This window comes from Streptomyces sp. NPDC055189, from assembly GCF_053606765.1.
The window spans coordinates 22621-35495 of the sequence record NZ_JBSGSG010000058.1; the positions used below are offsets into that span (position 1 = coordinate 22621).

Genomic DNA, 12875 nt, shown 5'->3' on the forward strand with positions numbered 1-12875 from the left:
GACCCCGACCCCCAGCCCCGGCAAGAGAGGCATCACCACCATGGATTACGGCAATCTGTTCCGGCTCGACGGCCGTCGCGTCGCGGTCGTCGGCGGCGCGAGCGGTATCGGGCGCGAGGCCGCCCGCGCGCTGGTCGCCCAGGGCGCGCACGTCATCGTCGCCGACCGGGACGCGGAAGGAGCGGCCGAGACGGCGGCGCTCGCGGCGGGGAAGGGCGAGGTAGGGAAGGGCGAGGCGGGGGCCTCCGGCATCGGCACGGCGGTCAACCACCCCCTGGACGTCCTTGACCCGGACGCCGTCCGCGCCGCCGTCGCCGCATGGGGGGCGCTCGACGGGCTCGTCGTCACCGTCGGGGCCAACGTGCGCAAGCGCATCGCCGACTACGGCCTCGACGAGTTCGACCGCGTCATCGCGCTGAACCTGCGCTCCTACCTCACGCTCATCCAGGCTGTCGCCCCCGGCATGGCCGAGCGCGGCCGGGGGAGCGTGGTCGGGTTCGCCTCGATGCGGGCCTTCCAGGTGGAGCCGGGCCAGGGACCGTACGCCGCGTCGAAGGCGGGCCTTGTCCAGTTGCTGCGGACCGCCGCTGCAGAATGGGGGCCGCAGGGCGTACGGTTCAACGCGGTCGCGCCCGGCGTCGTCCGTACTCCGCTCACCGATCAGATCGCCGCCGACCCCGAATGGTTCGATGCCTACGCCCGGGCCTCCGCGCTCAAGCGGTGGGCCCGCGCCGACGAACTCGCCGGCGCCGTCGCCTATCTCGTGTCCGACGCCTCCACCTTCGTCACCGGCACCGTGCTGAGCGTCGACGGAGGCTGGACCGCGGTCGACGGCCGTTACGACCCCTCGGTCTGATCCGTTACGACCCCGCTGTCTGATCCGTGGCGCCCCCCTCCGTGCAACCCCGCGTGACCCTCCCGGCCCTTCCCCAAGGAGTCCCCCCATGCCCCCGACAGCAGAAGACAGCGGCGAGCAGAGCCCACCAGGCCCACCGGACGCCGCGGCCTCGCCGCTGGACGGCCTCCCCACCCTCCGCGGCGTGGCCCGCCCCTCCCTCTGGCTGCTCCTCGTCCCCGTCCTGCTCTACGGCGCCGCCCCGTTCGTCGCCAACCGCATCGAGCCGCGCATCCTCGGCATCCCCTTCCTCCTGTTCTGGGTCATCGCCGCCACGGTGATCAGCCCTCTGGTCATCTGGCTCGCCGCCCGGCTCGACCCGGCGTACCGCACGAACGCCGTCGAGCCCATCCCGGCCGACGACCTCCCCGGTAGCGACCCCGCCCCCGAGGGAGGCCGCCGATGAACGGCTCCGCAGCCGTCGCGACCACCATCTTCGGGCTCGCCATGGTCGCCACCATCGGCATCGGCCTGTGGAGCGCCCGCGGCCGGTCCAAGGGCCTCGCCGAGTGGTCCGTCTCCAGCCGCGGGCTCGGCGTCCTGTTCATCTGGCTGCTCATGGCAGGCGAGACGTACACGAGCTTCTCGTTCCTGGGCACCGCCGGCTGGTCGTACTCCTTCGGCGCGCCGATCCTCTACCTGGTCGCCTACCTGACCGTCGGTTTCGCCGTCGCGTACGTCGTCGGCCCCGCCCTGTGGACGTACGCGAGCCGGCACGGCCTCATCTCCATCGCGGACATCGCCGAATTCCGGTTCCGCTCGCGCCCGGTGGGGATTCTCGTCGCCGTCGTCGCGACGGTCTTCATCGTCCCCTACATCCAGGTGCAGATTCAGGGCATGGGCGTCGTCGTGAACGCGATGACGTACGGCAGCGTCGATCTGAAGGTCGCCGCCGTCATCTCCTTCGTCGTGGCCGAAGTGTTCATCCTCGTGTCAGGGCTTCGCGGCTCGGCGTGGGTGAGCGCGCTCAAGGACATGCTGGTGATCGTCGCCGTGGTGTTCCTCGCCGTGTACATCCCGATGCACTACCTCGGCGGCGTCAGCGACTTCATGCAGCGCATGGTCACCGAGAGGCCCGAGTGGCTGACCTTCCCCGGTCACGAGTCCGGCGGGCGCAACGCCATGTGGTTCCTGAGCACCGTAGTGCTCAACGCCGTGACGATCACCATCTTCCCGACCACCGTCGCCGGTTACCTCAGCGCCAAGAGCCCCAACGCCCTGCGCCGCAACGCGCTGCTCCTGCCCTGGTACCAACTGCTCCTGTTCGTACCGATGGTGGTCGGCGCCACCGCCCTGTTCGTGATGCCGACCCTGGGCAACCCCGACCTGGCCCTCTTCAGCCTCGTCACCGACTCCCTTCCCTCACCCGTCGTCGCGCTCATCGGCGTCGCGGGCGCCCTCTCGGCGATCGTGCCGATGAGCGTCTTCATGCTCTCCATCGGCACGCTGTGGGGCCGCACGATCCTCGGCGGCGGCAACGGCGCCGATCCGCGGGCGCGCCGCCGTGCGCTCGGCACATCGGGCGACGCCGGCGACATGCGGGCCAAGCGGCTCTCCCAACTGGTCTGCGTAATCGCCGGGTTGATCGCCCTCGCGGGCAGCCTCTTCTACCCGAACACCCTCGTCGAGCTCTCCGTCCTGTCGTACGAGGGCCTGGCGCAACTCGTGCCCGTCGTGCTGCTCGCCCTGTTCTGGCGGCGGCTGACCGCGCGGGCCGCCGTATCCGGCATGCTCACCGGGCTCGCGGTGATGACCCTGCTGTGGGCCACCGACAACGACCCGTACCACGGGGTGAACGGCGGCATCATCGCGCTCGCCGCCAACCTCGTCGTACTGCTCGCGGTCGTCTGGTTCGCACCGGGCCCGGGACCGGCCCCGGCCCCTTCCGCGGCCCCGGCCGTACCGGAAGAGGGAGTGAAGCGCGCATGACGACGAACGAGGGCGACAAGGGCGACTTCTTCGAGGTGCCGGGCCTCCGGGAGCCCGTGGAGATCCGGATCGACCAGTGGGGCGTCCCTCATCTGTACGCCGCGTCGCAGGACGACCTCTTCCTGGCCCAGGGCTTCAACGCCGCCCGCGACCGCCTCTTCCAGCTGGACCTGTGGCGGCGCCGCGGACTCGGCCTGCTCGCCGAGGTGCTGGGGGAGCGGTACGCCGAACACGACCGCGCGGCCCGGCTGTTCCTCTACCGCGGCGACATGGCCGAGGAGTGGCGCGCGTACGGGGACGACACGGAGCGGGTGACGACGGCGTTCGTGAACGGCATCAACGCGTACGTGACGCTGTGCCGCGCCGACTCCGGCCAACTCCCGCCCGAATTCGCCCTCCTGTCATACGAACCGTCGTACTGGGAGCCCTCCGACGTGGCCCGCATCCGCAGCCACGGCCTGCAGTACAACCTCCGTGACGAGGTCGCCCGTGCCCTCACCCTGCGCGACCACGGCCCCGGCACGGAGGACCTGCGCCGCCGCCGCGAGCCCGCCCCGCACCGGCTTCGCGTCCCCGAGGGGCTCGACCTGTCCGTCATCCCGGCCGATGTCCTGCGCGTGTACGAGATGGCCACCACGCCCCCGTGGGCGGCGGGCGCGGCGCCCCGCCAGGGCCTGGACGGCTCCAACAACTGGGTCATCGCCCCGGCCCGCACGGCCACCGGCCGCCCGCTCCTGGCCAACGATCCGCACCGCGGGATCGCCCTGCCCGCGCTGCGCTATCTCGCGCACCTGTCGGCGCCGGGCATCGACGTCATCGGGGCGGGCGAACCGGCCCTGCCCGGCGTCTCCATCGGCCACAACGGGCGGATCGCCTTCGGCCTGACGATCTTCCCGATCGACCAGGAGGATCTGTACGTCTACCGCACGAACCCGGCGAACCCGCACGAGTACTGGTAGGAGAACCGCTGGGAGCCGATGACGCGCGTCACGGAGTCGGTTCCGGTGCGCGGCGGCGAGGCGGTCCGCACGGATCTGTGGTTCACGCGCCACGGCCCGGTGATCCGCGAACTGCCCGACCGGAACGCCGCGTTCGCGGTCCGCGCGGCCTGGCTGGGTCCCGGCATGGCCCCCTATCTCGGCAGCATGGACTACATGCGGGCGGCGAGCCCCGACGCGTTCGTCGCGGCGATGCGCCGCTGGGGAGCCCCCGGCGAGAACCAGGTCTACGCGTCCCCCGACGGCACGATCGGCTGGCGCCCCGCGGGCCGCGTCCCCGTCCGCCCTGGCTGGGACGGCACACTGCCCGTACCGGGCGACGGCCGCTACGAGTGGGACGGCTTCCTGGACGTGGAGGAACTCCCCTCGGCCCGCAACCCGTCCGAGGGCTGGTTCGCCACGGCCAACCAGCTGAATCTGCCGCCCGCGTACCCGAACGCGGAGAAGACGGTCACGTACGACTGGTACGCACCGACCCGCCACGACCGCATCACGGGGGAACTCGCCGCACACGCGTCCTGGACGGTCGAGGACTGCGTCCGCCTCCAGACGGACTACGTGAGCCTGCCGGGGCGGCGGGTGCGGGCGCTGCTCGCGGAGTTGCCTGTCGGGACCACGGTGTCCGGGGCTTCCGCGCCCGGCGATGCGAAGGCCGACGCCCCCGCATCCGGCCATGGCGTGTCAGGCACGGGGGCGAGTGAGGGCGGCCCGCGCGGCGAGGGTATGTCCGTGGACGGGGCGTCGGGCGACCACGTTGATTTGTGCGGCGACGGTTCGACTGCGCACGCGGCGGCGGGCGTCGGGGGTGGCCCGAGGAGCGACGGCGGGTCCCCGCACGCGGTGACGGGCGAGGGTGCCGGTGTCGCGGCGGGCGTGGCCGGATCCGGCCATCCCGTCGGCCCCGCCAGCCCTGCCGACCCGGGCGGTTCCGTCGGCCCTGCCAGTCCTGCCGACCCGGGCGGTTCCGTCGGCCCTGCCAGTCCTGCCGACCCGGGCGGTTCCGTCGGCCCCGTCGGCCCCGCCGACCCCGTCGGCCCCGCCGCCTCCGGTGACCTCCTCGCCACCGCCCTCGACCTCCTCCGTGACTGGGACGCCCGCCTCACCCCCGAATCCCCGGCCGCCGCGCTCTTCGAGGTCTGGTACCGGCGGCATCTGCGGCCCGCCCTCCTCGCGCGCGCCCTCGAAGGGATCGCGGGCGAAGGGCCGCGTGAGCGGGCCCTGGCGCGGGTGCTTCCCGTCGAGGACGCTGCGGCGGACGCCCGCATCGATCTGGAGCTGCTCGACGGTGATCCGGACCCCGGGCTGCTGCTCGGCACGCTTTCCGCGGCCGTCGGTGAACTCAGCGGGCTCCTGGGTCCCGACCCGGCCGCCTGGTCGTGGGGCGCCCTCCACCATGCCCACCCGCACCACCCCATCGCGGCCCTGCTCGACGGACCCGCCCCGGAATGGGCCTCCGTGGGGCCCGTTCCGCGCGGCGGCAGCGGGGACACCGTGGGTGCCGCCGCCTACGGGCCGGGGTTCCGGCAGACCGCGGGGGCCACCTTCCGGATCGTCGTTGACGTCGGCTCCTGGGACGATTCCGTGGCGATGAACTCGCCGGGGCAGTCCGGTGTTCCGGGCAGTCCGCACTACGACGACCTGTTCGCGAGCTGGGCCGCCGACGGGTCCTTCCCGCTCCTCTACTCCCGCGACGCGGTGGAGAAGCACACGCGGCGGACGATCACGCTGCGACCGTCCGCCGGGGCGCGGGCTCAGGGGGCCGAAGATCCGAAGGGCAGGTAGTCCACCTCGTACCCGAAGCAGCGCGGACCGGCCAGCGCGAGCCCGACCGGGGTGATCCAGCGCGGGTCGCAGCGGGCGGCGAAGACGCTGACGCGCAGCCCGTAGCGCAGGCCCTCCGTGGTCACCGGATCGCCCGTCTCGCTGTCCAGGACGCAGATCAGGTCGGGTGTGGTCGCGACGGTCACCCCGTCGCGTGTGGCGAGCAAGTGCTCGTTCTGGAAGCCGAGTTCGACCGCCCGGCCCGCGTCGTCCTGAGTTCCCTCGATGCGGGCGCGCCCGCGCGCGAAGCCGCCCTCCGTACGACGGATCACGTCGACCACCTTGCCCGTCAGGAGCGGGACACCGGCCAGCATCGCCCTCGCCGCCGCCACCGGATCGCCGTGCGCCGCGCGCGCCTCGCGCACCGCCGCGCCGAGCCGCCCGGCGAGCGTCAGGGTGGCGGGCACCAGGCTGTCGGCGAGCTGATCGCCCCGCAACACCGTGTCCGCGCAACTGATCTGGCAGCCGAGTTCCACGCACACCGCGCGCGCGATGCGCTCGGCCGCGTGATTGTCGACGGCCTCCACGACGACCGTGTTGCCCTTGTCGTCGGCGAGCGCCATCGGCGAGATGGGGATTCCGGCAAGTCCCGGCAGCACCATCTGCGCCTCAGGGAACGCCCGACCCATCGCGTCCCCGTCCACGAGCGGAAGGCCGGTCCGCGCGGCACACGCGATCGGCAGCATCGAGTTGACCCCGCCGACCTCCAGCGGGGTCAGGTGGGTCGCCCGGCGTCCGATGTGTTTCTCCAGGGCCCGCAGCGCCGCCAGGTCCTCCCTGCCGTTGGGCACGCGTTCCAGGAGGACGGTGGGCGCGCCCATGCCGGAGACGGGGACGACGGTCGCCTCTGCGTCGACCTCGTCGATGCGCTTGACCCGTACCGGACCGTGCGCGCGGATCGCCTCGCGGGCGAGCAGTTTGCCGATGTAGGGGTCTCCGCCGCCGCCCGTGCCGAGGATGCCCGAGCCGCGGGCGATGTCGTCGAGGTTGTCCAGGGTGATCTCACGCATCGGGGATCGCCCCGGCGCCGCACCGGGTGGTGTCGCCGATCCGCTGCAGGTCGAGTTCCCCCACCGCCTTGACGCGGATACGCGTCGCACCGCCGGGCAGATAGGCCAGCGGTACCTCCTCGATGTCCACGACGCGTACGCTGCCGTGGCGCGCCCCGGCATCCAGGGCACGCCCGACGGCCTCGTCGCGGGCCCCGGCGAGCACCGAGTCCCGGCGCCCTTCGGGGACGCGGAAGACCCGGTCGACCTCGCCGCCGACCTGCGCGATCGCCGCGCCCACCGCGTTGGCCACGTCGAAGTGCGCGGGCCTTCGCACATCGGTGAAGCCGGGTAAGGGCTCGGGAACCAGGACGGAGCCACCGCCGACGGCGACCACCGGAAGGGGCGCCGCCGAGGTCCGCATCCGGTCGACGCCCTCGGCGAGCCGCCCGGCGATGCGCCCCAGGGCGTGGTCGGTGAACTCCGGGTCCAGATGCGCGACATGAGCGCTTTCGCCGATGTCCGCCCGGCCCGCGGCCACCGCCAGATCCGTCGCCGTCAGCCGCGTACCGCCGAAGACGAGCGCCTCCCGCGTGAGCAGATGACCGACCGACCGCGGGCCCGTTCCGCCGCCGCGCGACACCAGGGAACCGCCGCCGATACCGAGCGAAAGGACGTCGGGTATACGGAAGTTGACGCGGATCCCCGCGGCCTCGCTCTCGCCCGCCGCCTCGCGCGGAAAGCCCTCCGTGAGGATGCCGATGTCGGCCGTGGTGCCGCCCACGTCGATGACCGCGCAGTCCCCGAGCCCGGAGAGGACGGCCGCGCCCCGCATCGAATTGGTCGGTCCCGACGCGAACGTCGCGACGGGGCACGTGCGCGCGAAGTCGACGTCCATCAGCGTCCCGTCGTTCTGCGAGAGGAAGAACGGCGCCGTGATCGACATCTCGGCCAGCGCCTTGCCGAACGACTCGACGATGACGGTGGCCAGGTCCCGCAGCGACGCGTTGATGATCGTGGCGTTCTCGCGCGCGAGCAGACCGACCCGGCCGAGGTCGTGCGAGAGCGACAGGTGCACGCCCTCGCCGAGTTCGGCCCGCAGGATCTCGGCGGCGTGCTGTTCGTCGGTCTCCGCGACCGGCGAGAACACCGAGGAAACGGCGACGGAGGTGAGCCCGCGCGCGGCGATGTCGGCCGCCGTGCGCCTGAGCTCCTCCGGGTCGAGCGGCGAAAGCGGCCGCCCGTCGAACTCGCGCCCGCCGTGGCAGAGATAGCCGTGTCCGCCGACGGCGGCCCGCTGCCGGGCGGGCCAGTCCGCCATGGGCGGCAGGGCGGCGGTGGCGGGCAGGCCCAGACGCACGGCCGCCACGGGGGTGAGCCGGGCGCCCTCGACGAGCGCGTTGAGGAAGTGCGTGGTGCCGATCATCACCGCGGTGACGGATTCGACGGGCGGGGCAAGGGCCCGGACCGCGGCGGTGACACCGGAGGTGATGTCGGGCGTTGTCGGTGACTTGGCGGCCGCGAGCACGCGGTCGTCGTACCCGAGGAGGGCGGCGTCGGTGTTGGTCCCACCGACATCGATGCCGATACGCATGGTGGTGGAGTCCTTCGTGTGGCGACGGGTGCTGCGTAGTACGGAAGTGACGCACGCCGCGATCAACGAGGCGGCAGGACGGCGCCTTCCGTGGGCGTCCCCCCGGCCTTCAGACGGCGGCATTAACCATTCAGACCTGCGCAAAGCCGAAGAGGCGCGTGTTTGCGCCACTGCCGACCGCCGGCCCGTCACGGCCGGCAGCCCGTACCAGGGTGGCTCAGGCCACCCCGATGCGGGCTGCTCGGTCGTTCCTTGTCGCGGGCGCTACGGGAACAGCGGCTTCTCCGGTGCCATCGACCGCCGCGCCACCTCAGCCGTCACCCGCGCCTGGATCTCCTCGGGCGAGAGATAGACGTCCGTCATCTCGAAGTCCCTGAGCGTGGCGGGCCGTTGGGACTGGAATCCGGTCCGTACGTAGTCGTCGCCGGCCAGCGCGTTGAGCCCCCAGTTCGCGGCCGTGCGGAAACGCGCGGTGACGGTGCGCAGCGCCCCCAGGTGATAGCCGCGCGCGACGATCTGGGCGGGCAGGCCGGTCAGCTGCACGCCCATCGGCTTCGACACGGCCTGGATGCCGCCGAGGTCGACGACCAGGCCCATGTCCTTGTGCCGGTAGTCGCTCAGGGGCGCGCCCCGCAGCGCCGCGGTGACGTTCTTCGCGGCGGCCCAGCCCTGGCGCATCGCGTGCTGTGCGGTCGGCGGGCACATCGCGTCGCCGCCCTTGACGAGGTCGGGGACGGCCGCCGCGTCGCCGAGCGCGAACACGCCGTCCAGGCCGGGCACCGTCAGGTCCGGCTGTACGACCAGGCGGCCCCTGTTGGTCTCGGCGCCCAGCGTGGCGATGAGCGGGCTGGGCGCCACGCCGGCGGTCCAGATCAGCGTCCGGCAGGGCAGTGTGCGCCCGTCGGTGAGGGTGACGGTGTCCTCGGTCGCCTTTTCCACCGTGACCCCGAGCGACACATGGATCCCGCGCCGGCGCACTATGTCCAGGGCCTTCTCCCCGAGCCGGTCGCCCAGCTCGGGCATCAGCTTCGGCGCGACGTCGACGAGGTGCCAGTTGATCTGCGACGGGTCGAGCCCCGGATACCGCTTGGTGGCGGCGCTCGTCAGGCGGTGCAGATACGCCGCCGTCTCCGTACCCGCGTAGCCGCCTCCGACGACCACGAACTGCAGCCGCGACTCCCGCTCGGCCCGGTCCGAGCTCGCCGCCGCCAGGCTCAGCTGCGAGATCACGTGGTCCCGGATCCAGGCGGCCTCGGCCAGCGTCTTCACGCCCACGGCGTACCGGTCGACACCGGGGATGTCGAACTGCCGGGTCACGCTGCCCGGCGTCAGGACCAGGTAGTCGTAGCGCTCCACGACCTCCTCGCCGTTGATCTTCCGTACGATCACGGCCTTCGCGTGCGGATCCACCCCGATGGCCCCGCCCGGCACGATCGCCGTACGGCGCAGCATGCGGCGCAGCGGCACCGCGACCGACTGCGGGGTGAGCACGCCGGAGGCGACATGGGGAAGCAGCGGCAGGTACAGCTGGTGGTCCTGCGGGCTGATGAGCCGCAATTCGGCGTCCTGCGCCTTGAGCGTCCGCTCCAGCTTGTGCGCGCACTCCATACCGGCGAAGCCACCGCCGATGATCAGAATCCGGGGACGTTGCATAAGAGATCGCTCCAGGGTTGGGCTCACCCGAGCCAGGCGAGCGTGGCGACGACGAAGGCCCGGACACGCGGGTCCTCCTGGGCGAAGGGTCCGGTTCATCCTCCGACGGCGGGCGGCCCGGCGCACGTCGGATGCGCCGGGCGGGGAACCCGGGTACCCCCGATCCGCCGGATCAGCCGCAGCCGCCCCGACGTGTGCCGTTCGCGGGCGTCTCAGATGCCGGGGCGGTAACGGATGGGGTGGTCCTCCGGGACTTCCACCATGACGATCTTGACGCCGTCCGGGTCCGCGATCCACATCTCGATGAGACCCCAGGGCTCCTTCACCGGCTCACGCACCACTTCCACCCCCTGCGCCACGAGGTCCGCGTGCGCCGCCCGCGCGTCCGCCACCTGCAGCCACAACTGGAGGCCGGGTGCGGGCGGAGTCTCGGAGCGTCCGGAGACCTCCAGGAAGCCGCCGCCGAGGAAATAGACCGTGCCGCGTTCGGGGCCCGTACCGAATTCCCGGTAGACGCCGAGCCCCAGCGCATCGCCGTAGAACGCCCTGGACCGCTCGGGGTCGGTGGGGCGGAGAAGGATCCTGCTGCTCAGTACATGCACCATGCAGCCGCACCTTAGTGGGGGGATACCCTCTACGGTGCCTCGCCCGCGCCGCGCCGGACAGCGGTGGGCCAGAGAGATCGGAGAATCCGCCCCATGGACACCGCACCGCGCCCCAGCACGAGCGACCTCACCTTCCGCGCCGCCACCGACGCGGACGTCGACGTGCTCGTCTCGCTCATCGAGTCGGCGTACCGCGGCGACTCCAGCCGGGCCGGCTGGACCACGGAGGCGGACATTCTCCAGGGGAATCGGACCGACCCGCAGGGTGTCGTCGACGTCATCGAGTCCCCGGTCAGCAAGCTGCTCACGGTCGAGCGCGACGGCGAGGTCGTCGCCTGCTGCCAGCTCGAACACCGCGGCGAGCACGCCTACTTCGGGATGTTCGCGGTGAGCCCGAAGCTCCAGGGCGCGGGCCTCGGCAAGGTGATCATCGCGGAGGCCGAGCGGACGGCTCAGGAGGCGTGGGGCGTGCAGGAGATGCACATGACCGTGATCTCCGTGCGCGACGACCTCATCGCCTGGTACGAGCGGCGCGGTTACCGCCGTACGGGAAAGATGACCCCCTTCCCGTACGGCGACGAGCGCTTCGGCATCCCGCAGCGGGCCGACCTGCAGTTCGAGCTGCTGGTCAAGCCCCTCGGCTGAGCACGGAGGCGACGAGCGGTCAGGCCGTGAAGCGGCCCGTCCGCTTGATCTCCGGATAGTCCGTGGTCGCCCCGTCCAACTGCAGCGCGCGCACAAGGCGCAGATCGTCCTGCGAATTCACGACCCAGCCGATGATCCGCAGGTCGGCCTTCCTGGCACGCTCGACGATCTCCAGGGTCAGGCGCCGGATGTTCAGTACGAGGGTGGTGGCGCCGACCGCCGTGGCGCGCTCCACGACGTCGGTGCCGTAGCGGCTCGCGACGAGCGCGGTGCGTACGCCGGGGACGAGGCGGGCGATCTCGGCGATCGCCTCGTCGTGGAAGGAGATCACCTCCACCCGGCCGACCAGGTCGCGCCGGTGCATCACCTCGGCGAGGGCGCGGGCGGCGGCCACGTCCTTGATCTCGGCCTGCAGCGGCGCCTTCACGGCGTCCAGGACCTCTTCGAAGACCGGGATCCGCTCACCGCGCCCCGCGTCGAGCTCCCGCAGCTCGGCCAGGGTCTTCTCGGCGATCGGTCCCTTGCCGTCGGTCGTACGGGCCACGTCGGCATCGTGCATGACGACGAGGGCGCCGTCCTTGCTCAGATGCAGATCGAGCTCGATGAGATCGAGGCCCGCGGCTTGCGCGGCGATGAAGGACCGGAGGGTGTTCTCGGGTTCGACACCCATGACCCCGCGGTGACCGATGGTGAGGAAGTTCAAGGTTCACTCGCTTCCGTCGACGGCGGCTCGGTGGCCGCGGGGCGAGGACAGGGGTGCCACGCGGCAATGTCGCAGCCTAACGGCCCGCTTCCGCGAAGGAACCGCCCGTACGGGGGCGCCAGGAAGAATCGGAGTCGTCCGTTCTGGTTCCCGCGATGCCGAGCAGGAGCCCGGTGATGACGGCGGCGGCAAGGACGGCGCGGGTGCTCACAGGTGCACTGCTCCATACGGCGGGGTCGGCTGACCCCGCCCGTCCTACCGCTCGGCGCCACCGCACCGCGAGCCACGTCACCCGTGGGTGGGCGAGTCCCGTCAGGGTTGACCGGGGGGCGCGGTGCCGGTGATTTCGGCGGGATCGGTGCGCGTCGCCGCCGCCGGTCGCGCGGGACCGGCAAGTTCCGCCAGGTCGGCGAGCATCGCCTGAGCCAGTTCGATCTCCGCCTCCAGACGCCGGCGGCTCCAGCGCAGCGCGATCTGCGGATGCGTCCACGCCTCCTGGCCGTCCGCACGGGCGAGCGCGTCGTCGATCTCCGTCAGCTCGCCCCGCGTGTGCGCGATGTGCTCGGTCACCAGGGCCCGCAGATGTTCCGGCGCCGCGAGATGCCCGAGCCAGACCCGCAGGAGCAGCGGGTGCTTCAGGACGGGCGGACCCGCGTCCCCGGCGCCCGCCGCCCAGCCGACGAGCGCGGCACGGCCCTCCGCCGTGATGGCGTACGACCGCTTCGCGCGCGGCTCCTCGGGTCCCGAGCGCCGCGAGGTGGCGTACCCGAGCCCTTCGAGGCGGCGCAGTTCGGCGTAGATCTGGCTGATGGCGGGCGACCAGTAGAAGTGGCGCAGCGAAGCGTCCGCCCACTTCTTCAGTTCGTACCCCGTGCGTTCTCCGGGGAAGGAGAGCAGACCGAGCACGGCCCACGCGGTCGGCGGCAGCTCGGCGGACGGCCGGTGCCGGGGTGAGGTCGGGCGGGGGGCTGCCATATGACTGATTGAAGTGAACGTCACAGTGCCGGCGCAAGATGTGTGCGATGCGAACGGCGTGCGCGGGT

General features: G+C 72.3%; 12 protein-coding genes and 1 pseudogene. 6 read left to right on the forward strand and 7 right to left on the reverse strand.

Annotated elements, in window-relative coordinates; all coding sequences use genetic code 11:
* Positions 1-40: 40 nt before the first annotated feature.
* The 5 genes and pseudogenes from ACWFR3_RS31440 to ACWFR3_RS31460 all read left to right on the forward strand — a co-directional run bounded on the left by ACWFR3_RS31440 (position 41) and on the right by ACWFR3_RS31460 (position 5604).
* The gene (locus ACWFR3_RS31440; RefSeq protein WP_453738052.1) at positions 41-856 is read left to right on the forward strand and encodes an SDR family NAD(P)-dependent oxidoreductase; all 816 of its coding nucleotides are present in this window, start codon (positions 41-43) and stop codon (positions 854-856) included.
* A gap of 88 nt (positions 857-944) precedes the next feature.
* Positions 945-1301, forward strand: coding sequence for a DUF3311 domain-containing protein (locus ACWFR3_RS31445; RefSeq protein ID WP_453738053.1), 357 nt, complete (start codon positions 945-947; stop codon positions 1299-1301).
* On the forward strand, positions 1298-2824 hold the full coding sequence (locus ACWFR3_RS31450; RefSeq protein ID WP_453738054.1) for a sodium:solute symporter family protein: 1527 nt from the start codon (positions 1298-1300) through the stop codon (positions 2822-2824). Before ACWFR3_RS31445 ends, ACWFR3_RS31450 begins: the two co-directional genes overlap by 4 nt.
* A pseudogene (locus ACWFR3_RS31455) lies at positions 2821-4413 on the forward strand (penicillin acylase family protein); the annotation flags it as partial. The gene ACWFR3_RS31450 and the pseudogene ACWFR3_RS31455, both read left to right, overlap by 4 nt.
* Before the next feature lie 132 nt (positions 4414-4545).
* Positions 4546-5604, forward strand: coding sequence for a penicillin acylase family protein (locus ACWFR3_RS31460; protein WP_453738085.1), 1059 nt, complete (start codon positions 4546-4548; stop codon positions 5602-5604).
* Here ACWFR3_RS31460 and ACWFR3_RS31465 read toward each other — a convergent pair.
* From ACWFR3_RS31465 to ACWFR3_RS31480, 4 genes are all read right to left on the reverse strand, one after another.
* Positions 5574-6653: a DUF917 domain-containing protein gene (locus tag ACWFR3_RS31465; RefSeq protein ID WP_453738055.1), complete on the reverse strand. Its 1080-nt coding sequence runs from the start codon at positions 6651-6653 to the stop codon at positions 5574-5576. The two genes, ACWFR3_RS31460 and ACWFR3_RS31465, sit on opposite strands and share 31 nt — an antisense overlap.
* Entirely contained in the window at positions 6646-8226 is a 1581-nt protein-coding gene (locus ACWFR3_RS31470; RefSeq protein ID WP_453738056.1) for a hydantoinase/oxoprolinase N-terminal domain-containing protein, read from the reverse strand. The genes ACWFR3_RS31465 and ACWFR3_RS31470 overlap by 8 nt, the downstream gene beginning before the upstream one ends.
* 264 nt (positions 8227-8490) lie before the next feature.
* Positions 8491-9879 (reverse strand): NAD(P)/FAD-dependent oxidoreductase, encoded by a 1389-nt coding sequence (locus ACWFR3_RS31475; RefSeq protein WP_453738057.1) that lies wholly within the window; start codon positions 9877-9879, stop codon positions 8491-8493.
* 212 nt (positions 9880-10091) lie between these two features.
* Positions 10092-10484 (reverse strand): VOC family protein, encoded by a 393-nt coding sequence (locus ACWFR3_RS31480; protein ID WP_453738058.1) that lies wholly within the window; start codon positions 10482-10484, stop codon positions 10092-10094.
* Between the two features lie 93 nt (positions 10485-10577).
* Here ACWFR3_RS31480 and ACWFR3_RS31485 point away from each other — a divergent pair, with 93 nt between their 5' ends.
* Positions 10578-11129 carry a GNAT family N-acetyltransferase gene (locus ACWFR3_RS31485; RefSeq protein ID WP_453738059.1) on the forward strand — a complete coding sequence of 184 codons (552 nt, stop codon included), beginning with the start codon at positions 10578-10580 and terminating at the stop codon, positions 11127-11129.
* 19 nt (positions 11130-11148) lie between these two features.
* Here the strand turns inward: ACWFR3_RS31485 and ACWFR3_RS31490 are convergent, their stop codons facing one another.
* The 3 genes from ACWFR3_RS31490 to ACWFR3_RS31500 form a co-directional block, all read right to left on the reverse strand.
* Entirely contained in the window at positions 11149-11832 is a 684-nt protein-coding gene (locus ACWFR3_RS31490; protein ID WP_453738060.1) for a glycerophosphodiester phosphodiesterase, read from the reverse strand.
* Between the two features lie 76 nt (positions 11833-11908).
* On the reverse strand, positions 11909-12043 hold the full coding sequence (locus ACWFR3_RS31495) for a hypothetical protein (protein ID WP_453738061.1): 135 nt from the start codon (positions 12041-12043) through the stop codon (positions 11909-11911).
* A gap of 101 nt (positions 12044-12144) precedes the next feature.
* Complete coding sequence (locus tag ACWFR3_RS31500; protein ID WP_453738062.1) at positions 12145-12807, reverse strand: PadR family transcriptional regulator; 663 nt, start codon at positions 12805-12807, stop codon at positions 12145-12147.
* Positions 12808-12875 lie beyond the last annotated feature (68 nt).